This window comes from Bradyrhizobium sp. F1.13.3, from assembly GCF_040548265.1.
Lineage (GTDB): Bacteria > Pseudomonadota > Alphaproteobacteria > Rhizobiales > Xanthobacteraceae > Bradyrhizobium.
The window spans coordinates 120082-142356 of the sequence record NZ_JBEPRI010000020.1 but is presented as its reverse complement, the minus strand read 5'-3'; the positions used below and the strand labels follow the sequence as shown (position 1 = coordinate 142356).

The window sequence follows — 22275 nt, the reverse complement described above, 5'->3', positions numbered from 1 at the left end:
CCCATCATGGATCGACCTCGCCGAGATTCGCGTCAACACAACGGAATCACGGTTCGTGACTTGTCTCAACCGACTTTTGCAACAAAATCGGCCAACAGCCGAAATGCGGGTGGAGACGTGTCAGGTCGGCTGTCAGAGGCAAATCAGACGCCGAGCCCGCTTTAAGTTCACCGCCTCCTCTGGCCCATTGCAGACGTTCTCGGAGGGATCAGGCGACGCCATACGTGGTGCGCCATGCGCTTTGCTCAACGGACAGCGCAAAGGCCCGGTGTGATGGGGTTCTCTCCGGGCCTCTGGCTCCGCTTCGTCGCGCGCCGGTTCGGGATCGAGAACCGTCACAGACGAGACGCCGGCACAAATACAACCACAGCCTGAGTCGGATGGTGAAATTGAGGCGCAGACAGCGCCGCGCTCTGCACTGCGATCCGCGATGGCGTGCGGAGCACCTGAGTGGGACCTGAACACTGCTACACTTGGCAGATCTAAGGTTGGGCATTCCCTTCGCATTAACGATGCGAATGGGAATTGATAACAACGAACGCGGCTGAAACTCCAATTTCAGCAGCCACGTCTATCCTGTTTTGCGAACAGGACATTCGCACCGTGCCGAAGTTGGTAAAGTCTCCCTTAACGATCATTGTCGTGCTGCTCGGATTCACGTTAGCGAGCTTTTGGGCGCTGATCGCTTGGAAGGCCACGCAGCAACGAGCGCTCGCGTTCGCCAAGGCGGGATCCGAGACCCAGGGGCTCACCCATTCGCTTGCGCAACACGCGTCCAAAAGCTTCAATGCCGTATCGCTCGCCTTGTTTGGAACGGGCCAGTACATCCAGCACTCAGACAAGTCCGCGCGAGCGTCCGCGGAGATCAACGACCTGCTCGCCCAATATGCCAAGAACATCCCTCAGGCTCGCGAACTAGGCGTGCTTGGGGAGAACGGCGACTGGTTGTTTTCGTCGTTCGAAACCGTGCCGGCGGTCAACAACCGTGATCGAGAGTATTTTCGGTACCATCGATCACACCCTGAAGACGCAACGCCCCGCATCAGCGAGCCTCTCATTTCCCGCGTCACCGGAAGACCGACTCTGCTCATGACCCAACGACTGCCGAATCCCGACGGCTCGTTCGGAGGCGTCGTATTCGCGGCGATCGATCTTGCCTATTTCAGATCGTTCTACCAAGGCTTCGAAGCCGAGCAGGACCGCACCGTTACCCTCATGACAACGAGCGGCAAAGTTCTGGTCCATCGCCGAGACGACCAGGTCGGCAAGGACGTAGCGCGAAGCTCGTTTCTGAACCACCTGAAGGATTCTGGAGCGGGCCTGTATTCTATCGTGTCGCCGTTCGATGGCCGCACTAAGCAATTTGCCTATGAAGCGGCGTCGGATTTTCCCATCGTCGTCACCGTCGCAGTCCCGGAGGACGCGATCCTCGACGGCTGGCGCAGGGACCGGAACTTCGATGTGCTACTGGGTGGCACTGTGTCATCGATCCTGATCGGGTTGGGAATTGTACTGGCCGTCCAGATCCGCAAGCGCTCGGCCATGGCCAGAATGCTGCGTGAACGGGAGCGCGGCTACCGTTTGCTGGCCGAGAACGTAGAGGATGTCGTCACCCGTTTCGACAGGACCGGTCACCGGTTGTACATCTCGCCCTCGGTCGAGAAGCTTTTCGGGTGGAGCCCCTCAGAGCTTCTGCAGCAGCCTGCATATTCAAATATGCACCCGGCCCATCGGGATCTCGTGAAGGGTTTGATAGAGGAGCTAGGACCCGAGAGACCCACGGGGACCGTCGAGTATCTGACGCGCTGCCGCGACGGCAAGTACGTCTGGGTCGAAACCCAGATGAACTATGTCGACGATCCGGAAGAGCCCGGTCCGGAAATCGTCGGCGTGATCCGCGACATCTCCAAGCGCAAGGCTGCCGAGGAGCAACTCGTCGCAGCAAACGAGCAGCTCAAGGCGCTCTCCGAAACGGACCCGCTCACCGGGATCGCGAACCGGCGACGTTTCGACCGAATGTTAGATCTCGAGTTCAAGCGGTGCCAGCGCTCAAATTCGCGCATTTCCGTGTTGTTCATCGACATAGACAAATTCAAATCTTACAACGACACCTACGGTCACTCCGCGGGCGACGACTGCATTCGGCAGGTTGCAGGGGCCGTCGCATCCTGCCTCAAAAGGCCGGCCGATCTGGTCGCGCGCTATGGGGGTGAGGAGTTCGCGGTCCTGCTGCCTGAGACGCCATCCGGCCATGCGGAGATTGTCGCCGAGAAAATCCGGAAATCGGTCGCCAACCTTTCCATCGCGCATCAGGGAAGCCCTGTCGGGAGCGTCACGATCAGCGTAGGGGCTGCAGGCGGCAAGTGCGATGCGAGAACGTCGCCGGCTTCGCTGTTAGCTGCCGCAGACGGCGCGCTGTATGTGGCAAAGGAACACGGGCGCAACCGTGTCTGCGCTGCAGCCGAAACACCCAGCGTTACGTTAGTAAGGCCTGCCGGTTGAGGTAGGACCGACCGGTTTGGCGGAGTTGGTTGCGCTGCAGCACTTAGCTTAGAAGGCCGCGCCCCCGTAGTTTCACGCTCCCTATGCTTAACCGTTTCTAAGCAAGGGAGTGCAACCATTCGTTTGAAAGTACACAATCATTTTGCATAGATAAAAATTGCGCGGAGGGAATGCATGTTCAGCTCGCCCCGTAAGAAACAGGTTGACCGCGCGTCGGCGTTGGCCGCGGCCATCGACAGGTCCCAGGCGATGATCGAGTTCAAGCTGGACGGCACCATCGTCACAGCGAACCGCAACTTTTTGGATGCGATGGGCTACTCGCTCGGCGAGATCGAGGGCAAGCACCACAGCATCTTCTTCGAGCCCGCCGAGCGCGAGAGCGCTGCCTATCGCGAGTTCTGGGCCAAGCTAGGCCGTGGCGAATTCCAGGCAGCTCAGTACAAGCGCATCGGGAAGGGCGGTAAAGAGATCTGGATCCAGGCGTCTTACAACCCAATCGTCGATGCAAACGGCAGGACGGTGGGCGTCATCAAATTGGCCACCGACGTCACCCAGCAGAAGATCAAGTCTCTTGAAGACGCGGGCAAGATAGACGCGATCAGTCGTGCCCAGGCCGTGATCGAGTTCAAGATGGATGGCACCATCGTCACTGCCAACCAAAACTTCCTTGACGCCATGGACTACTCGCTCGACCAGATTGCCGGGAAGCACCACAGCATTTTTGTGACGCCGTCCGACCGAGAGAGCGCGGCGTATGCTGATTTCTGGTCGCGGCTCAATCGGGGGCAATATGCTGCAGGCGAATACAAGCGGGTCACCAAGGACGGTCGCGAAGTCTGGATCCTCGCCACCTACAATCCGATTTTTGATGAGGCTGGAAAGCCATTCAAGGTGGTCAAATTCGCAACTGATATCACCGAGCAGAAGCTAAAGGCTGCCGACGGTAGCGGCCAGATGGCCGCAATCACGAAGTCGCAGGCCGTGATCGAGTTCAACATGGACGGCACTATCCGCTCCGCCAATCAGAACTTCCTCGATGCGATGGGCTATACGCTCCACGAGATCAAGGGCCAGCATCACTCCATGTTCGTGGAGCCCAAAGAGCGCGATTCGGCGGCATATCGTGAATTCTGGCAGAACCTCAACCGAGGCCAATTCCAGGCCGCCGAATACAAGCGCATTGCAAAGGGCGGCCGGGAAATCTGGATCCAAGCGTCGTACAATCCCATTCACGACCTCAACGGCAAGCCGTTCAAAGTCGTAAAATACGCCACTGACATCACCGCTCAGGCGATTGGACGAAAGAAGGCTGAGGCGGCGCGGGGCCTTATCGATGCGGTCGCCGCCGGTAGCGAAGAGATGAGCGCCTCCATCCGAGAGATTTCTGAGACCATGAGCAAGTCGCGCCAGACGGCGGGCACGGCGACCTCCAGGGTGGAAGCAGCCGATCAGCAGGCGGAGCGGCTCAATGCGGCAGCTCAGGCTATGAGCGGCATCGTCGAGATGATCGGCAATATCACTGGCCAAATCAATATGCTCGCGCTCAATGCGACCATTGAGTCAGCTCGTGCAGGCGAAGCCGGACGCGGCTTTGCTGTGGTTGCGTCCGAGGTGAAGAACTTGGCCAATCAGGCCAAGACCGCGACCGACACGATATCTCGCGAAATCGCATCGCTGAACAGCATCGCGGGCGATGTCTCGGGTTCACTCACTGCCATCAAGGCCGCGATAGAAAGCGTCAACGAGTTCATCGCTTCCACGGCCGCTGCAGTGGAAGAACAGAGCATTGTCACATCTGACATGGCTTCCAACATGCAGCGTGCATCCGCCGAGTTGGCTGCCTGATCCACGGGATGGCGGCGTTTCTTGCAGGGCGGACCGCTTGAGCAGGCTGCTTCCTTGCTTCTCGCGGGCCCGTACTGAATGACTGCAAGTAAGCAAAATCATCATAATTTTTGCGGACGCGGCTTGCGTTGACCTCATTCATGACTCCGACGCTAACCCCGGATTCAACACTCCAAGCAAACTCCAATCCTGTACTTCAGGACCAAGTTCGAAGGCTGAATTGCAGTTTTATTGTCTCGTCAGCGGCGCCCCCAAACGCCGTGACACCAACCCAGCCCCCCCCCATGCCGCCCCAGTTTCCCAAACGTTGGGGCGGCACCCCCTTCTTTTTGGCTGTGCGCATAATCTTGGACGTTGCGCTTCCTACGCCCCGGCGCGTTGACGTCATTAGATCATTTGTCTGTCAATCGTCTGGTGGAGCCGTTATGATTTCTTAGGGAGATCGGAGCGCGGAGTAGGATGGGGGCGACCGTACTATCCCGAGCTATTTCGGCGCGGATCTTCAGCGCCGCGCTCGTCATCGCATTGTTGCTGGCGGCGCCTGGTCAAAGTCGGGCGGCCGGTCCGGAGCCTAAGCGCGTTCTGGTGCTGCAATCATTCGGCCTCCGCTTCAAGCCGTGGACCGATTTCGCAGAGTACCTTCGGTCGGAAATGAGCAAGCAATCGAAAGTCCCAATAGACTTTCAGGACCACTCGCTCGTAAGCGCTCGGCTGGATGATGACATAGCGCTAGCGCCATTTGTGGATTACCTACGCGCATTGTACGGAGTAAGGCCTCCTGACCTCATTCTCGCCCTTGGCGCGCCAGCCGCGGAGTTCGTCCAGCGGTATCGGTCCCAGCTTTTCCCCAAAACGCCAATGATGTTTACTTCCGTCGAGGCGCGCCGGGTCCAATACGATAAGCTGACGGAATACGACACCGTGGCTGCTGCGGCACATGATTTTCCAGCAGCTATCCAAACTATCCTGAATGTTTTGCCCGACACGAAAGTGATCGCGGTGGTAAATGGGGCCTCTCCCAATGAAGCTTTTTGGCAGCGGGTATTCGAACAAGAACTCGCGCAGTTCAGCGGGCGTGTTGAACTGCGCTGGTATAACAAGCTGTCGTTTGAGGACATTCTGAAGGACGCGGCCCATCTTCCACCTCACAGCGCCATCTTCTGGCACTTAATGAGCGTCGATGCAGCCGGTGTTACGCACGAGGGCACAGCGTCCTTGCACAGGCTCTCAGCTGCTACGAATGCCCCGATTTTTTCTTATCTTGATGGATTTTTCGATGGCTCGATTATTGGCGGCTCGATGCATTCTATTGAGAAGGGGATGGCCAACGCCGCCGCAGCGGCAATTCGTATTTTGAACGGGGAAAAGGCAGGTGACGTGAAGGTCGCGCCGAGCCGATTTGAATTACCAAGATTCGACTGGAGCCAGATGCAGAAGTTTGGAATCAGCGACAGCCAATTGCCGCCGGGTAGCACGGTCTACTTCCGCGAACCATCGGTGTGGGAACGATATTCCTGGCAACTTGCGTTCATTCTTGCAGTTATCCTGACACAAGCCGGGCTCATCTCAGTGCTTTTGCGCGAGCACCGGAAGCGTCAATTCGCGGAAGTGCAGTCGCGGCAGCGCATGACAGAGCTTGCTCACGTCAACCGCTTCTCGACGGCAGGCGAACTGACGGCTTCAATCGCGCACGAAATCAACCAGCCGCTCGGTGCTATTCTCACCAATACCGAAACCGCGCGGGCGATCTTGAAATCTCCAGACCCAGACATGACCGAACTTGACGAGATTTTGAGCGATATTCTACAGGATGATCAGCGCGCCTCGGAAGTTATCCGGCGGATGAAAAGCCTCTTGAAAAAGGCCCCGTTCGAGCTGAAGCAATTCGACCTTAACGAAATCGTTCGAGAGACCATCAGATTTCTTTCGGCGCTGACCGCTAGCCGAAAGTTCGAAATGGAGAGCGTGATCACAACGGAAGCGCTGCCGGTTCTCGGTGACCGCGTTCAGCTTCAGCAAGTCCTTCTGAACCTTGTGATGAACGGGGTCGACGCGATGAAGGATATGCCTGCGGAAACTCGCGTCATCAGCATTCGGACTTCGCGCATGGAGAACTTCGCCCAGGTATCCGTGTCTGATCGCGGCCATGGCATTCCCGAAAACAAATTGAAGGCGGTCTTCGAGCCATTCTACACGAGCAAAACGGAAGGGATGGGCATGGGACTGTCCATTGCGCGCACTATTGTCGAGGCGCACAACGGGCAGATCTGGGCAGAAAATCGGGATCACGGCGGCGCAAGGTTCAGAATTAAGCTTCCGCTGCAACAGTAATTCCGGCCGTCGTCGCGTTCTGGCCCATAGTTGACCGCCGTGCAGAGCCGGTCGACCACTGCTTTGTGAGCCAGAAGCGGACTCCAGCGCATCGCACTGCCCCCTGAAGGCGGGCCATACTTGGGCGGCGGCAGCGGCAGCGCACCCGCTTAGGAGGTCTTATCGTCTGTATCGGGGGGGGGGAATTGGTTGGGCAAATACAATTCCAGCAGGAGCTTTTGCTGCTTTGCTGCGGCCATCTGATCTCGCGTGTCTTCGCGGAGGGAGATTGCGTCTTCTATGGCGCGCTGCGCGCGATCCAAGAGTTCCCGAGTTTCCGGGCTGAATTGTTCTGGCACGAGAGGCGCTCCGGGCTGAGGCGGGAGCGCTGTGGCGTCTCTCAGTCATCGACGCCCTGAATACGTGGCCGGTGATAGAAGGCAACCGACAACGGGCGAGGCAGGTCCTAAATAAGATAGGTTATGCTGGCCGGGGAAAACGCGCTAATCGTCGGCAGGCAGTTGGCTTCTCCTTAAGCGGTCGTTCTCGTCTAACTCAGCGAGTGTAATGACCTGTTCGGCGCGCCGAGCCAGCTCGGCATAGTTATTTTGCAATTTGGCGAAGCGTTTCTTTTGTCTGCGGAAATTGGCAGTTGTCGGCTTTGATCCGAGATTCTTCCTCCCGCATTTGCCAGTACTTGGAGGAGAGCAATCGCTCGATGCCCATCGCCGATCCTCACCTGAACGGTTCATGGTGATTAAGGACATTCAGGCAGGCTGGTTCCAGAAACGCAGGCGGTTATTGCAGAGGGGCGACTACTGTGACGGCCTCACTCTTGCTCTGGTTCGCAATGGAGGGCTGCCTTTTTTGCAAGCGCTTGCTCTATCAATTCGGCTATGCCGTCGAGTGCAATTCGGTCGTTGATACGTGATGCAATGAATTTGTAGCGCGCAATACGGAGGTCGATCTCGTCACACTTCTCACACATAGCTCACCGCGAATCTTGAGGCGGGAGCGTGCAGAACTCTCAGTCGCCGACAAAGGCCAAGGTGCGCGCGGCGATCAGGCGGTAAGGTGAAGCCACGGGAACCGAATCAGGCTATCTCTACAGGGAGGCCTAGGCTCCACGCCAGACGCGCAACACGCCTTCGCGAAAGCCGCCCACGAAATGATCTGCCACGTCCGCTGGCAGCATTTGGCTGAGGTCGTCGAACGAGCCGCTCACCATGGTGGCCAGCTCGTGTGCCGAAGCGTGCTCCGCCCACCGGCGGCCCAACTCCAAACCACGTTGCCGCTCAGCCTCAGCGTCCATCGTCTTGAGCTATCCTGCGTTGACCGGCCCCGGCGAAGCTGACCACGCCGGGGCCATCGACGCGCTCGCCAATCGTCGGAAGCTTGGGGGCTTTGAAAGACTGGCAAGGCGCAACTTAGACAAACAGACCGCCCGTGTTTGGCTAGTGCACTATGTGCCAATGCCGGTCATGCTCCCGCCGAGCGAGAGAGGTACATCAATCTTTCACCGCCGCCGCCTTGACTCAATGTTCTCTCTTTGTTCTAAGTGTGGAAAATTCAGGTCTGTCCATGCCCACACTCGAATATCTCCGCTCGGAAATCGAGCGGATGCGCTCGCAGGTAAGCCGCCAGCGCAAGGAAATCCTCCAGCTTCAACGGGCTGGGTTGTCGACCGCGTCGGCTGAGACCTTGCTTCAAAGGATGCTGAGTAAGGTTGATGACCTGTGCGCTGAGCGAGACCGGCAGGTGCGGGCGGCTAAGGAAGGCCCGACCTATGAGTCCGGCAAGCCGATAAGGGGCACTCCGGCAAACCGAAGGATGTAATGGACAACCTTCGGCGGTTTCCTGCGCCGTGGGTGATGGTGGAGGAGGGGCAATGTTTTCGCGTGAAGGACGCAAACGGCTTTTCCGTCTGCTCTGTGCCCCACCGCGAAGACCTTCACCAGCGCCCCGTACCAATACGCGGAGCAATTCCTTACCCGTGACGAGGCGAGGCGGATCGCGAAGGCAATCTCACGGCTGCCGGAGCTTTTGAAGAGGCCGCATTACTGAGGACGCTGCTTTATCGCACCGCGTTCCCCGGCTGTTCAGCTGCTATTCTAGTTGACGTTGAAAATACAACCTGGAATCTCAATTGCGGTTGTATGTGAGAACGCCTGGGAACGGAGCATGAGCCTTGCGGTTGGAGAGTCCTAAATAAGGTAGGTAGACTGCCCCGCCGTCGGCTCCCCCACCGACGGCGGGCTTTTTGTGAGTTGCGTGAGTGGCAAAGCGTACCCGAGCACCGGCCAAGAAGCCGCGCGTTTCCATGCCGGGCTTTATCAGCCCCCAGCTTGCGACCCTGAAGATGAAAGCTCCTTCGGGGGCTCAGTGGATTCACGAAGTCAAATACGACGGTTACCGCATTCAGCTCCACATCGACGGGGACAGCCGCAAGGCCTTCACCAGGAACGGCCATAACTGGATCAACCGGTTCGCTGTCATCGCCGGCGCGTTCGACATCAACGGGCAAGCCATCGTGGATGGTGAGGTAGTCGTCATACACGAAGGCCGCACCAACTTCTCTGAGCTGCAGTCCGACCTCGGCAGAGGCGACCAGGACCGCCTCGTTTTCTTTGCCTTCGATCTCCTGTGGCTGGACGGCGTAGACCTGCGCAAACATGCGCAGCTTGCCCGCAAGGAGCTGCTGAAGCAGCTGATAGATGAGAACGGACTGGAAGCACCCATCTTCTACAGCGAGCACCATGAAGGCGACGGGCAGGCACTGTTCGAGGCGGCGAGCAAGCTCAACTACGAGGGCATCGTGTCCAAGCGGGTCGATGCGCTGTACCGCTCGGATCGGGTTGAGGCCTGGCAGAAGATCAAGACGGTGCAGCGCGAAAAATTCCCTGTCGTTGGTTTCGTCAAGGACCCGTCCGGCGTTGCCGCGCTCTACCTCGGCAAGCAGGAGGGGAAGGAGCTGCGCTACATGGGCAAGGTTGGCACGGGCTGGAGCCGGACGAAATCGGCGGAGATCCGCAAGGCTCTCGATACCGTCGTCAGCCCGAAGCAGAAGCTCACCAAGCCTGTCAGGAAACCGAAGGCCACCTGGGTCGAGCCGAAGTTCTATGCCGACATCGAATATCGGGACATCACCTCCGAAGGCCTGCTGCGGGCCAGCTCATTCAAGGGGCTTAGCAAAGGAACGCGGCGTTCCTGACAGCGTTTTCTCCACCAGTGAGTGGAGTACCGGCATGCCGGATCGCGTAACCCGAGCGGTAAAAGAAGCCCAGGCCATCCTGGCTCGCTATGTCGAGCCTGGGCCAAGGGACTCCGAAAACAAGATCAATGACCTGTTGGCCGTTCTCGATGATGAGCGGCTTGTACAGGCGATGGAAGAGGAAGATGAGCGACAGTCTCACCAAACGGGACCAGCGCGACCGTAGCAAGATCAACATGCATGAAGACTTCGAGGTCAAGTATTGGACCAAGGCGCTTGGTGTCTCCAGAGACGAGCTGCAAAAGGCCGTCGACAAGGTAGGCAATTCGGCCGCCGCCGTTCGCAAAAAATTGGCGGTGTAACCGAGGCGCGCGGTATGCTTGCGATCTTTGGAGCAAGGCCCGCGCGCTTTTTCACGCCATGATCAATCCCAACTGTCCCATCTGCGATAGTCCTTCATCAGCAGGTGTCACCGGGTTCGTTCGAATCATCCACCTGCTTGAAGAAGTCGCGGACCACGGGCACCGCGTCTTTGATCTGATAGCAACAGAAGCTGTCGACAGATGTTTTGGTGCTGTGATCGATCAGCTCCAGCCAAAACAGCGGCGTACTATCAACATCAGCCGCCGGATTCGCCAACATCCGGATCTCATAGCTGCCAATCGAAGCGACCGAGACCGAAGCTTGAGAACCACCCTCGGGAAGGGAGCAGAGTCTGACGTAGGCTTGGGAAATTCTCAACTCAATCAGCGTCGACGCGGACGTGTTGCAATCTGTCAAAACTCAAGATCCCTAAAAGTTGGCGTTGCGCATTGGATGCATATGTGCGGGCCGCGCCGATGCCGCGGCGCTGCACTTCGCCGGAATAGGCGTTTGCAAAGAGATGTGCTTGTTAAAGGGGGCCAATTATTTGTTAGGGTGAGCCACCTTCACGGCACATGACCGAACTTCGGCCCGGTTCGATCACGTCCGCTTTTTGTAATTCCGGTTACGCTCCCACTCGTCGGGCTTGAGGCCGTCCAGCCAGTTCAGGAACGGAGCCTGCGCAAGACTAATCTGGCCCGGCTGCTCGCGCGCCGCGTTGACGGCATCCACCTCGCGCCGTTTGAACCAGGCGAGGTCGGGCCAGACCTATCCGTCATACTTGCAAGCTCGGCCTGGAGGGTCTGGTGTCGAAACATCGCGACAGCTGGTACCGCACTGGTCGCAGCGAGCAATGGATCAAGGTGAAGAGTCGATCTCATCCGGCGTTCAGCCGGGTGATGGAGCCCTAGGTAGCGGCGGTTTCGATTCCGAAGGATCGCCCGTGAAGGCGTTCCGGGACGTTGCGCTAACCCACCAAAGACGCGCGGTCCGTCCTTAACAAGCGATGAGCGCCCAAGCTAAAATTCATCAAGAAGGGGCGAAGCGCCCCGAGTTTGGCACCCGTTTTCTTAACCCGCAGCACGTAATGTTTTCGCTATCCGCTGACTTTTTGGCGGTCCTAGAAATGAGCCCCGCCACATTCCCAGGGTGGCGGGGCCTCATCCTGATGGAGGCTAATCCGGCCGATGGACGACAAAGTCAAGATTAGGTGCCCGGGCTGCACCCGCGTTTTTGGGGAGAAGATGAACCGAGTCCGAGATGGATTGCAGGTTAACTGCCCGAATTGTTGCAAGCTGATTACACTGTCCAAAGAGACCGAAGACCCGTTCCTTCGGCGGGCATTGAAGACGGCGCGAGAGATGCGAGCCGCAGAGCAGGACCGGATAGCCAGTCAGGTTTACAAGGGTACAGCTTCCGAGCCGCCCCGCGAAAGGTAACGGGTGAAGAGCGACACTTCTGCTCTTAGGTGTACAATGAGACGAAACGCATTTCGGAGAACAGCTCGATTTCGTGAGCCAACTGTTCGGGAGTTGGCACCTTCGGTTTCACTCAGCCCCAGCGCGCTTAAAACGCATTGGCGTCTCGACCTCATCTGCAAGCTGGTTCAGAGCGTCGCCAGCTCGTCGAACACGTCTCGCTTGAGCATAGCCAGTCGTCCCGTCGTCCCAGAATATATTGGCAGCCTTGGGTGCCATCATCCGCAGGCTCAATGGGCAGCCGTTGAACTGATCGCCACGGTCCTTCCAGCCTCGACAATTGGCTCGCCAAGCCGCTGAAGAGTTCTTCATGATGCCTGCCGTTCGCGCCGGGGTACCTGATGCAGCGGCCTTGCATCGGAACGCAGCCGCGAATTTCCGGCACGAGCGTACTGCGGTGGCTCTCTTGGAGGTCTCTGCTTCGAAAATAGCGCATTGGCTGTTCCTCGCCATTTGCACGCGGGAGCTGAACGTAAATTGTTTCATGCTGATGGTCATCTGCAAGGGTGAACTAAAAACCTCCGAGCTTCTGTATCGGCGCAGACGAGCCTGCGCTCTTGAGGGGCCGGTCGTGGGACACGCCGCCCAAAGATGGACGATCAGTGTTTGTCGGGGACGGGGGACAGCAGGAAATTGATGAGAGGTTTAGTCGGCATCGTTTTGGGCTGGTGCCTAGTCGTTGGTGCCAACCTTTCCGCCACGTCGGCAGTGGCCGCCGTCCCGAACATGACGTGTAGAGCCGAGGGGAAGGCCGTGGGAGGACCGGTGCTGCAACAGTACGACGCCACCGATGTCTTCCGTTTCACAGCGGGAAAGCTGTACCATCGGTGGAGCGGCCGAGAAGAATACTTTTACAACGACGTCTCGGAAGTCCAACTCGGCCGCTACGTCTCGGGCCATATGACGTTCGTGCTGGATTACGACAATCGCAGTGGCTACGTCGTCATCGCAGGCAATCCCGATTGGACGGTTTACAACCTGAACTGCAAGCCCTAACCGGTCCCCATCTTCGCCGGTTCGTAGTTCGGCCTGATCTCGGCACCGGGCCGGGCGTATCGACAGCACAAAGGCCCGGCTGGCTGGGGGGCTGATCCGGGCCTTTGAAACTCCGCTCGCGAAGGTGGCTAGTGGGTCAGGTCGCCACCCGGCGAGACGCCGGCTGCACGTCAGAAGAAGCACCTGAGTCGGATGTCGGAATTGAGTCAACATGGCGAACAGTTCACGGCGGGGCACGGTCACGGCTTGTCGCGCAGGTTCATAGCAACAGGCCGCCTCTGTGGGTATGGGCATATCAAGTCGCTTATGGAGTTCTGATGAGGGCGAGCATTTTTTTATGTGTAGCAAGTCGTTCAGCTCCTCCTGATTCCAGTAAGCCTCGAATTGAGGAGGGCTGCGGATGTCGTGGCTTGCCGCAAACGGGTTTCGAAGCTTAACCGCCGGTCCCCATCTTAGCAGGTTCGAAGTTCGGCCCTCATTTCGGCGCCGCGCCGACCGCAGCGTTGGCACACGAAACGCGGCTCGATGTCGGAGAGCCTGACGTCATCGGCCCAGCCGTCGGCGCTGATCTCGGCGTGGTGGCCACAGCGGTGACGGGAGTAGACCAGGACGCCGCGCACGCCCGTCTCGCGCATCTCGCCGAGTCGAGTGGCTTTAAGAATTAATTCGGAGGGCAATATTCCTTTGATTTCAGCAAAACCGCCCTTGGACGTATCCGAGGGCAATTTGTGTATTTAGCGCCTGGAGTTTTTCACCTTCTTCTTCGGCATCATCTTCTTGACGGCCACCTTGGCTGATTTCGCAGCCGACTTTGCAGCGCCGACAACGCGCTTCGTGACTGACTTCTTTGCCTTCTTTGCCTTCTTAGCCATGCTTCTCTCCCTAGCGTTTGGATTTCTTCTTTGCGGTGTTCTTCCCTGCCTTCTTCGCGGTCTTCTTTGCCGATTTCTTAGAAGTTTTCTTCGGGCTCTTCTTCGCGGACTTCTTTGGGCTCTTCTTGGCTGCGGATTTCTTGCTCTTTGCAGCGGCTTTTTGAACGGTCTTGGCAACCTTCTTTGCCGATTTCGGCATCCGCTTAGCAATCGCTGCAGTGGCTGCTTTCGCTGTCGTCTTCACGGCGCTCTCCGCGAGCACACCGGCGGCGCCCGCCAGCATGTCCGTCATTTGCTCGATGACTGGCTTTTGACTATCAGTTTTTTCAGTATCCATAGCGTCCTCCAGAAAATGCCCTGGGAAGGCTAGCCGATTCGGCCATGGTGCCAAGTGCAAAAACCCCAAACTCAGGCTATTTTCGGCGTTGGCCCTCCAGCGGGGCGAAGCTGTTCACCTCTCCGGTCCCTTCGAAGCGCGGGCAAGGACCAAAGCTTAGAAGGCGCTGGCGGTTACCAGGACGCCGTAGACGGCCTGACAGTACCCAAGGTCCACCAGCGTGGTGTAGATCCCCGCTCCTGCCAAAGAGAGGGCTACCAGAGAGTAGGGTCTCGAATTCAATGGTGGGGCCTTATGCTTCCTTGAGACTGCCCCGAACTGTACGGCGCCAAGAAGGTCATCGGCTTCAGCAATGAGATCGTCAGGCCTTCGAGAATAGTCGCGTTGCCTGCGCGCCCCTCAGCCACAGCCTCTCTCCCCCGCGAATCACGGCGCTTGCGGTGACACAATGCAGAGTAGCAACGCGACGATTGGGACCTTTGTCCCGGTTATCACAGGGCTGTTTGAACCCTCACTGCATCATCGGTCGCGCCCGGCTGCTCGACCCCGATCTTCTCCGACCGGCGGTAGTAGAAAAGCGATGCGGATCTTGCCTGTGGCGCGGCGCAAGGATCAGGCCATTTGTTTGAATGCCTCGAAAGACACACGCGCCTGTGCCAAGGCTTTCGTCATGCGAGCGCGGTGTCCGTCGGTGAAATGAATATTTGGACGGCCTTGGGTCGTCGTGAGAAATTCGAAGAGGTTTAGTGCAATCGGCATGATGTCCAGCATGTAGTTGAGTTCAATCCCCCAACCAGTCGGATGGAAGTGGGCGAATTGACGTCGCAGGTTATCGTTCAGTCGTTGAAGGTTCCGATGATCCTCCGCCGACAGCTCGGGCACAGGGCCCTCCATCAGTTCAGGTTTTCCGATCCGCTCAAGTAAAACATTATAGTCGGCCATGATCGTGCGTGGTCGATCCGAGGTTGGGTTGTCCAGCCACACACGATTCTGTCGTCGAGATTTATCGGTTAGCGCGCCACAACCATCTGTGCCGCTGAGTGCGATCACCATTGCACCCTGTACGGCGTTTTGCATGGCAGTGATAACCCACTTCCACTGCGACGGCCGTTTCTGAAGGTCGATAGATTGTGAGGCAACTAGCTCGATGGCGGCTACTGCGTCCTCATACTCGTCGAAGTGGATGAACTCGTTTCCTTGTGTCGCGTCATCCAGCAACCAATCGTCGCCGCGGCCGCAATCGTCTTCATCTTCACTCATCGGTCTGTCCCCATTCGCGAGTCTGAAAACATCGACCGGACATTGCACCGCAGAGCGAGAGCGACATCCCAGTCAGGTCTCATAGATCGCTCGCCCTGTGTTCATAATGAGCGGGTCGTCCGCGGCCTGGATTGCGCGACGCGCAATCGTGAAGATCGCGTCAACATCAGCTTCAGTGAACTGATCGGCATGCAGCGATGCATCCGTCAGCCAGTCGTCGCGGTAAAGGCCGATCTGCTTCGCCTTGTCGAGGGCACCTACGTGAACATTGGACATGAACTGTCCTTCGCCGCTCCGCCTGAAGGCCTCAGCGACGCGATGGACAAGCTCTTCATTGTCGACTTCGGCGCTAAACTCTCGGGCCGCGACTGAAGCGAGCAGCAGTGAACTGACGGCAGCCTGCTTTCGGATGTGCGCGCTACGCCGAGCAACGGGCTTTGAGAGCGGCGCAGTGCTCGCCCAAATATCGAGGATCACCTTTCCGATTTCTTCGACGCCCAGCACGGCAAGCGCAAAGGCGCTGGCGAAGCGGGTATGGTCGAACAACAGTTTTGCATCCTGCAAGAGCCGCGCAGCATTTGCGATGACCGCCGTGCGTTCGTTTGCTTCCATACTGCAATATCGCAGCACATCAAGGACCGCGCCAAGCGAAGTCGCCCGTTGCGGGCGTATTTTCCACCGCTTGCTCGTGCGCGCAGGAAAGCCCTGCAGCGCGCCGCCAGCGCCGGGCTATAGACAAGGGGGCAGGGTCGAGCCAACTCACGGGCAGCGCCCACCTCTTGCAAGATGGGCGCTTCGCTTAAAAATCAGTCTTTCTTGGGTGGGTTTGGAGCTGCTGTCAGCATTCGCACCTTCCATTTGCCGTCTTCCTTGACATAGACGCCGGTCCAAGTACCTGCTGCATCCAGCGCATCGCCCTTGTCGTTCTTGCCGGTGATGTGGAATTTGCCCATCGCGGCCGGGGTATCATTATCGACCTGCCACACCTCATCGACCGTGGCATCGAGCTTGTTAAAGCCTGCCTTGAAAGCACCGGCATAAGCGGTCGCAATGTCATGCTTCCCGGCCGGGTTGATAAAAACGCCGTCCTTGGTGTAGAGCGCCGCGACGCATGCCGGGTCCTGCTTGGTGTAACAATCCGCGTAGGACAGGACGATCCTGCTGACTTCCTGCTTGAAGTCATCCGCAGACGCTGGAGCCGTAAACATAAAGGGGATGAACAACGCCATTAAAACTGGACGTTTCATTTCCATTCCCTCCTTTAGTGGTGCTTAATTGCACCGTGACGACCACCGCAATGGGCGCTGCGTTGCAATCCTGTAGTTTTTTAGCCGACTTCACGGGTACGCCGGTTGGTGTCGGAGAAAGGTCCCGACCGACCGTCACTATGATGTTCGCCGTGCGTGGACTTGAGGCAGGTCAAGACAATGGGAAGTCAGGGGTAATGGCGTGTTGAAAAGTTCGATGGTAGCAATTCAGTGACGGCCGAAGGCTATCGCATCCCTACCTTGACGTAGACGAAGACTGCGGATGCCTCGAACTGCGGTTCGCGGACGGCCCGAAATCGGTCAGGTTCTAGCCTCGACTGGCGTCGATTAAGCGAGCCCACGGACAGCAGGCCACCGAAAAAGCCACGTCGCTGGCGAGAGCGAGATCGACAAGCTCCGAACTAAGCCCCGGACAGGCACACGGGGTCGCCGTCGCCCCGCCTGTGCCTTTTTCAAGGTGGAATTGCCATACACCCGGCACCCGCATCGCACCCAAGGGATTAGTTGCTGAAAAGCTAAGCGCGCCGATCGCGACACAAATGTAGAAACGCCGGCGTCAGTACATTGATATATCTACGGTTTTACCCCTATACTCCCTGCGCAGGGGATAGCCTAGCCCGCGGGACATGTGATTGGGTTCAGGGTGCTCGGAATGGCAGCCGTTGCACTTCATGCTCCAAGGCGTTGGCGGCAGGCGCGCCGACGATCCGCCGCAGATCGGCAGCGACGCCCTCCAACACGTTGCGCTTCTCCTTCATGCGCTTGGAGTGGTTGTAGACCTTGCCCGTGACGGTCGGCACGATGGTGTCACCCTTCTTTGTCACGGCGTGGTCAAGGCATTTAGCAATGGCAGCATCGTCAAAGCCGAGATCGCCAGCCAGCGTCGCGGCTGTTCGGCGGAGGTCGTGGGGTGTGAACGGCTTCAGGCCCAACAGCTCACAGAGGCCAGCCGTCTTAGTCTTGTCCTCGTTCTTCTCGTGTTTGGTGCCGCGCAGCGCGTCGGCCATCGCTTTGCGGTGGATCGGCCGGCCCTTGTATATCGGGCTCTCGAATACGAACTGCTGATCATCCGAGGTCAGCGCCTCCTTGATGATCTCGAGAGCCAGATCCGACAGCGGCTGCTGGATCACCCTCCGCTTCTTGACCCGCTTGAGAGGCACGTCCAAGCGCGCATGTTTGCCGTCGAGGTCGAACAGCTCATTCCGATGCGCACCGAGCAGTTCGCGTGAGCGCAGCATGGTGACCAGCTCGAACTTGAGGGCGAGGCGGGTGCGGCGGTCATAGGGCAGATCATTGCGGCCGAGACCACGCCAGAAGATCCTGATCTCGTCCTCAGACAGGACCCGCGTGCGGGGATGCTCAGGGTCGAGCTTCGGCAGGTTGACGCAGGGGCTGGCGGTCACGTAATCGCGGCCTGCCTCGGCCGCCCATTTGAACAGGCCTGAGGCCGCTTTGCGCATATGACGTGCGTTGCTGACGGAGGGCTTGCCGAACTTTCCCTCGACGATGTCGTTCGACAGCGTCGCGATGTCGTGCTTGGTGACGTCTCTCGCGAGCGTTTTGCCAAGCCTCGCACCGAGGAAACGGCGCAGGTGGCTCTCCGTATTTTCCCAAGCCTCCAGCCGGGGCCGCATCTCGCCATCCGGCTTCTTGACTGGCGTCTTCATCCAGTCGATCCGCTCCTCAATGATCTCGGCGACTGTCTTGCCGCGCTTTGCCGCCTTGGCCTTCTGGTCCCGGAAATTCTCGGCGAGGGCCCCGGCAGCCAGTCCCTTGAGACCGTAGACCTTGCTGCGGGCGTCCTCGACCGTAAAAGTCTCGGGATTGTAGACGCCGAGCCAGCCGGTGCGCTGCTTTCCGGTCTGCCGGTCGGTGAACTTGAACGAGAAGGTCGCCACGGCTGCCGTGGTGATGCTGACGTAGAGGCCGGGGCATTTGCGGTCGTAGAACTTGGTACGCTTGGCAACCCGCTTCTCGCACAGGCGGTCTGTCAGGATGACGCTGCTGTTGCGGCCGCGCTTGTCAGCGGGGTCTGCGATGATGGTAGTATCCATGTGGTTTCGGCTCCTAAGGCTTGGGACCAAAGGGCTCGGCTTTGAGGCTTTCAGTTTGTCGTGCGGACGCTGAAAGACTTAGGGCCGGGCCCTTAATTTGGTGAAGCCCGCTGAAACAGCCTGCATCAGGGTAGTAGAAAAGCGCTTGTTTTAAAGTCTTTTGTTAGTTTCGGCGTGTTTCACCGTGTACCAAAATATAGACGTGTGGTCCTGGCCGTCGTTGCTACGGTCAAGCTTTCGCGGAGGTGTGTGCGAGCCCAACCGGGCAGACAGCATCATCCAATTCGCGAGGCGAGGGAGGCCAGAAGGAAAGTTCGGCTCCCGGGAGAGCACGGCATAAGCCGTCCAACCATCGCGCAGGGAAGGCCGAGTGATTGGCTACACCTGTATGCTGCTGTGCGGTTTCCTTGCGCTACATCTTCGCGCAGCGGACCGCGGGTGCCAGCCGGCACCCGGCCTTCCCTGCGCCCTCTTGGATAAGAGGGTGGAATGACGAAGCAAAACTCGGGCGAAATGCGCCGCGAGGCTGCGAAGGTGTGTCTGCGGCTACACACTCCCTGTCATCGCCCGGCTTGACCGGGCGATCCAGTACTCCGAGACAGTTATGATTGAACCGCGAAGCCGCGGCGTACTGGATTCCCCGCTTTCGCGGGGAATGACAGTGGTGCTGGAGGACGAAGCCGTCACTTCATACTCCGTCATTGCGAGCGCAGCGAAGCAATCCAGTCTGCCGCCGCGGAGGGATTCCGGATTGCTTCGCTGCGCTCGCAATGACGATGTAGAGAGAGTGTCCGCCAAACCCACCCTGGGGTAATGGGTCCTGGCCTTCGCCAGGACGACGCTGGAGTTGGTGGCGATCAGTTCGACCCAAACCCCATCACAACCAAGTGTCTTTCGACGGTCTTTATTCGGGAACAATCATTCCCTATTATCCCGCAATGCAAAAAGCCGCCCGCAAATCCCGTTCCGTCGTCCGTCCGCCCGGCCGTCCCCGGGAGTTCGACATGGACACTGCGCTCGACAGGGCGGTCCGCGTGTTTTCCGAGCGGGGTTATCATGCCACCTCGATCGGCGATCTCACCGCGGCGATGCGGCTGGCGACCGGCAGCGTCTACAAGGCGTTTCGCGACAAGCATGCGGTGTTTCTCGCCGCCTTCGAGCGCTACGTCGCGTTGCGCCAGGAGCAGACCCGCAGCGCCGCGGCGCAAGGCGGCACTGGCCGCGAGCGGCTCCGCAACCTGCTGCTGTCGTATGTGGAGCACTCCCAGGGCAGCGAGGGGCGGCGCGGCTGCCTCGTGGTCGGCAGCGCGGTCGAATTGTCCGCGGTCGATCCGGTGGTCGCCGCGCTCGTCAGCGCGCGGCTCGAGACCAACGAAGGCTTCATCGCCGGGCTCATTCGCGAGGGGCAGGCCGACGGATCGATTCCCCGCCATGTCGCCGCCGACGACACCGCGCGGCTGATGATCTGCATCACGCAGGGCCTGCGCGTCGTCGGCAAGGCGCGCCTTTCGCTCGACGGCAAGCGCCTGGTCGCCGTGGCGATGAAGCTGCTCGCCTGAATTTTTTGTAATATTAGGGAACAATCGTTTCCTATATCTGGAGACCGTGTGAATGACGATGAATGCCACGATCGAGACCGCGCCCGAGCCGGATGCGGTGTCGCAGCGACTGACCTTTGTGCTTGCCGCGGCCTGTGGCATGGTCGCCGCCAACATCTATTACGCCCAGCCGCTGATCGCTCCGATCAGCGTCGCGCTCGGCCTGTCGCATGCGGCAGCGGGGCTGATCGTCACCATGACGCAGATCGGCTACGGCGTGGGGCTTCTCTTCATCGTGCCGCTCGGCGACCTCCTCGAGAACCGTACCCTGATCTGCTCCGTCATCACGCTCGGCGCGGCAGCCCTGCTCGCTGCGGGGTTCTCGTCCCACGCGCTGCCGTTCCTGATCGCCGCGCTGTTCATCGGGCTCGGCTCGGTCGCGGTGCAGATCATCATTCCCTATGCGGCGCATCTCGCGCCGGCAGCCATTCGCGGCCGCGTCGTCGGTAACGTCTCGACCGGCCTGATGCTCGGCATTATGCTGGCGCGGCCGGTGTCGAGCTTCGTTACGGCGATGCTGTCCTGGCACGCGGTGTTCTTCTGCTCGGCCGCGCTGATGATCGTGCTCGCAGCCGTGCTCTGGATGACGCTGCCGAAACGCAAGCCGGTCGCGCGCATGCACTATGGCGAGTTGCTGCTGTCGATGCCGCATCTGGTGCGGACCACGCCGCTGCTGCGCCGCCGCGCGCTGTACCAGGCCAGCCTGTTCGGCGCCTTCAGCCTGTTCTGGACCGTGACACCGCTGCTGCTCGCGAGCGAATTCAGATTCACGCAGGGTGGCATCGCGCTGTTCGCGCTTGCCGGTGTCGCCGGCGTGTTCGCGGCCCCGATCGCCGGGCGGCTTGCCGATCGCGGCCATAGCCGCATGGCAACATTGGTCGCGCTGCTGCTCGCGGCCGTTGGCTTCCTGATCACGCATGTCGGCGCGGCTGGATCGGTGTTGAACCTCGCCTGCCTGGTCGTGGCCGCGATCGCGATCGACATCGGCGTGCAGGGCAACGTCGTGCTCGGCTTCCGCGCGATCTTCGCGCTGGGGCATGAGCATCGCAGCCGCCTCAACGGCCTCTACATGGCGACGTTCTTCACCGCGGGCGCGGCGGGCTCGGCGGTCGGCGCCTGGGCGTTTGCGCAAGGCGGCTGGACGCTCGCATCGGCCATTGGCCTCGCGCTGCCCATCGCAGGCCTGATCTATGCGGCCACCGAGTAGGGGGCGCGGTGGTCCAAATTGTGCGATCCGGCCCGTTTACCACGGCCGTCCGGCCCGCAATTTCCGCCTCGCAGTTTCGCTGCCGGTGTAGTACTTTGGTCGCAAGCGAGCCTGATTAACGGGCGGCAGGGGGAGGCTGATGAGGCGTGCGGGGCTGGTTGGCGTAGCGCGGGTACGACCGTGGTCGTGGCAGGCGTTCCTGCTTGGATTCGTCGTTGTCGCAATGTCGGCTGCGCTCCAGGGCGTCTGTGTCTCGCTCGGCGCAAAACTCTATTTCGCGGCGTTCCTGCCCGGCCTCTTTGTGCTCGGTCTTGTCGCGGGCGCACCGGCGGCGGCGTTCGCCACGGTGCTCACCATTCCGCTGGTGTGGTGGGCGTTCATGCCGCCTTTCTTCGAGTTCAATTTGCTGACCAGCGCGCATGCCGATTCCATCAAGCTGTTCTGCCTGCTCGCCGTGCTGGTGATCGGCCTTGCCGATCTCTGCCGCGCGACGATGGCGATCATCAGCCGCGGCGGGTTGAAGCCGCGAAGCGAAAGCGCGGCAACGAATTCGCAATAGATCGGCACTGCGCGGCCGCGCGCGTTGCGCGCGGGCAACAGTCCGGAAACCATTCGCGCGCTTGCTGTGCGGCGCTAACTTTTCGAAAAAGATTTGGCCGCAATTTCTCCCCCGGGAATGACGAGGGAGTTTTCGGACATGAACGGCCAAATCACCGGCCACGCCATCTTGGAGAACGTGCGCCGCTACCGCGGCATCGCATCGCTCTATCGCCAGACCGCTGCATTCCGCCCGGACCAGAGCTGGTCGCTGCTGGAGCAGGCGAGGGATTGGGAAGCGCGGGCGCTGCTGGAGCTGGAAGCCTATTTCGCCGCGCGGATGGATTACGCCGCGACGCGTGCGGCCTGATCGTTAACCATCGGCGCGGCCTTGGGCAGGCCCGCCGAAGGCTCGGTCGTGGGGGCGTGCACGGAAA

At 59.3% G+C, this 22275-nt stretch carries 20 protein-coding genes; 11 read left to right on the top strand and 9 right to left on the bottom strand.

The window, feature by feature from the left end:
* Nucleotides 1-603: 603 nt before the first annotated feature.
* The 3 genes from ABIB66_RS36695 to ABIB66_RS36685 all read left to right on the top strand — a co-directional run bounded on the left by ABIB66_RS36695 (nucleotide 604) and on the right by ABIB66_RS36685 (nucleotide 6678).
* Nucleotides 604-2502, top strand: a complete 1899-nt coding sequence (locus ABIB66_RS36695; RefSeq protein ID WP_354258024.1) for a diguanylate cyclase — start codon at nucleotides 604-606, stop codon at nucleotides 2500-2502.
* Between the two features lie 174 nt (nucleotides 2503-2676).
* Nucleotides 2677-4347, top strand: a complete 1671-nt coding sequence (locus ABIB66_RS36690; protein WP_354258021.1) for a methyl-accepting chemotaxis protein — start codon at nucleotides 2677-2679, stop codon at nucleotides 4345-4347.
* A gap of 459 nt (nucleotides 4348-4806) precedes the next feature.
* The gene (locus tag ABIB66_RS36685) at nucleotides 4807-6678 is read left to right on the top strand and encodes an ATP-binding protein (protein ID WP_354258018.1); all 1872 of its coding nucleotides are present in this window, start codon (nucleotides 4807-4809) and stop codon (nucleotides 6676-6678) included.
* A gap of 1096 nt (nucleotides 6679-7774) precedes the next feature.
* Here ABIB66_RS36685 and ABIB66_RS36680 read toward each other — a convergent pair.
* Entirely contained in the window at nucleotides 7775-7969 is a 195-nt protein-coding gene (locus tag ABIB66_RS36680; RefSeq protein ID WP_354258015.1) for a hypothetical protein, read from the bottom strand.
* Nucleotides 7970-8932: 963 nt separating this feature from the next.
* On the opposite strand from ABIB66_RS36680, the gene ligD reads away from it, so the two are divergent.
* Nucleotides 8933-9868: a non-homologous end-joining DNA ligase gene (gene ligD / locus ABIB66_RS36675; RefSeq protein WP_354258012.1), complete on the top strand. Its 936-nt coding sequence runs from the start codon at nucleotides 8933-8935 to the stop codon at nucleotides 9866-9868.
* Nucleotides 9869-10053: 185 nt separating this feature from the next.
* Complete coding sequence (locus ABIB66_RS36670; RefSeq protein ID WP_354258009.1) at nucleotides 10054-10230, top strand: DUF3606 domain-containing protein; 177 nt, start codon at nucleotides 10054-10056, stop codon at nucleotides 10228-10230.
* Between the two features lie 97 nt (nucleotides 10231-10327).
* Here ABIB66_RS36670 and ABIB66_RS36665 read toward each other — a convergent pair whose 3' ends face one another.
* Nucleotides 10328-10648, bottom strand: coding sequence for a hypothetical protein (locus tag ABIB66_RS36665; protein ID WP_354258006.1), 321 nt, complete (start codon nucleotides 10646-10648; stop codon nucleotides 10328-10330).
* A gap of 770 nt (nucleotides 10649-11418) precedes the next feature.
* Here ABIB66_RS36665 and ABIB66_RS43715 point away from each other — a divergent pair.
* Nucleotides 11419-11670 carry a hypothetical protein gene (locus tag ABIB66_RS43715; RefSeq protein ID WP_502918349.1) on the top strand — a complete coding sequence of 84 codons (252 nt, stop codon included), beginning with the start codon at nucleotides 11419-11421 and terminating at the stop codon, nucleotides 11668-11670.
* Between the two features lie 804 nt (nucleotides 11671-12474).
* Complete coding sequence (locus tag ABIB66_RS36660; RefSeq protein ID WP_354258003.1) at nucleotides 12475-12705, top strand: hypothetical protein; 231 nt, start codon at nucleotides 12475-12477, stop codon at nucleotides 12703-12705.
* A 452-nt stretch (nucleotides 12706-13157) separates the two neighbouring features.
* On the opposite strand, the gene ABIB66_RS36655 is transcribed toward ABIB66_RS36660, so the two are convergent.
* The 7 genes from ABIB66_RS36655 to ABIB66_RS36625 form a co-directional block, all read right to left on the bottom strand.
* On the bottom strand, nucleotides 13158-13430 hold the full coding sequence (locus ABIB66_RS36655) for a hypothetical protein (protein WP_354258000.1): 273 nt from the start codon (nucleotides 13428-13430) through the stop codon (nucleotides 13158-13160).
* Nucleotides 13431-13439: 9 nt separating this feature from the next.
* Nucleotides 13440-13577, bottom strand: a complete 138-nt coding sequence (locus ABIB66_RS36650) for a hypothetical protein (protein ID WP_354257997.1) — start codon at nucleotides 13575-13577, stop codon at nucleotides 13440-13442.
* A 10-nt stretch (nucleotides 13578-13587) separates the two neighbouring features.
* Nucleotides 13588-13914 (bottom strand): hypothetical protein, encoded by a 327-nt coding sequence (locus ABIB66_RS36645; protein ID WP_354257994.1) that lies wholly within the window; start codon nucleotides 13912-13914, stop codon nucleotides 13588-13590.
* A 612-nt stretch (nucleotides 13915-14526) separates the two neighbouring features.
* Nucleotides 14527-15174: a hypothetical protein gene (locus tag ABIB66_RS36640; protein WP_354257991.1), complete on the bottom strand. Its 648-nt coding sequence runs from the start codon at nucleotides 15172-15174 to the stop codon at nucleotides 14527-14529.
* Between the two features lie 72 nt (nucleotides 15175-15246).
* Entirely contained in the window at nucleotides 15247-15786 is a 540-nt protein-coding gene (locus ABIB66_RS36635; RefSeq protein WP_354257988.1) for an AbiV family abortive infection protein, read from the bottom strand.
* 194 nt (nucleotides 15787-15980) lie between these two features.
* Nucleotides 15981-16421 (bottom strand): YybH family protein, encoded by a 441-nt coding sequence (locus ABIB66_RS36630; RefSeq protein WP_354257985.1) that lies wholly within the window; start codon nucleotides 16419-16421, stop codon nucleotides 15981-15983.
* 659 nt (nucleotides 16422-17080) lie between these two features.
* The gene (locus ABIB66_RS36625) at nucleotides 17081-18496 is read right to left on the bottom strand and encodes a tyrosine-type recombinase/integrase (protein ID WP_354257982.1); all 1416 of its coding nucleotides are present in this window, start codon (nucleotides 18494-18496) and stop codon (nucleotides 17081-17083) included.
* 938 nt (nucleotides 18497-19434) lie between these two features.
* Between ABIB66_RS36625 and ABIB66_RS36620 the strand changes: the two genes are divergently transcribed.
* The 4 genes from ABIB66_RS36620 (at nucleotide 19435) to ABIB66_RS36605 (ending at nucleotide 22208) form a co-directional block, all read left to right on the top strand.
* The gene (locus ABIB66_RS36620) at nucleotides 19435-20055 is read left to right on the top strand and encodes a TetR/AcrR family transcriptional regulator (RefSeq protein ID WP_473319700.1); all 621 of its coding nucleotides are present in this window, start codon (nucleotides 19435-19437) and stop codon (nucleotides 20053-20055) included.
* A 52-nt stretch (nucleotides 20056-20107) separates the two neighbouring features.
* A complete protein-coding gene (locus ABIB66_RS36615; protein WP_354209053.1) occupies nucleotides 20108-21301 on the top strand; it encodes an MFS transporter in 1194 nt (397 codons plus the stop codon).
* Nucleotides 21302-21440: 139 nt separating this feature from the next.
* The gene (locus ABIB66_RS36610) at nucleotides 21441-21860 is read left to right on the top strand and encodes a DUF4118 domain-containing protein (protein ID WP_354209052.1); all 420 of its coding nucleotides are present in this window, start codon (nucleotides 21441-21443) and stop codon (nucleotides 21858-21860) included.
* A 138-nt stretch (nucleotides 21861-21998) separates the two neighbouring features.
* Nucleotides 21999-22208 carry a hypothetical protein gene (locus ABIB66_RS36605; protein ID WP_063996623.1) on the top strand — a complete coding sequence of 70 codons (210 nt, stop codon included), beginning with the start codon at nucleotides 21999-22001 and terminating at the stop codon, nucleotides 22206-22208.
* Nucleotides 22209-22275: the final 67 nt, after the last annotated feature.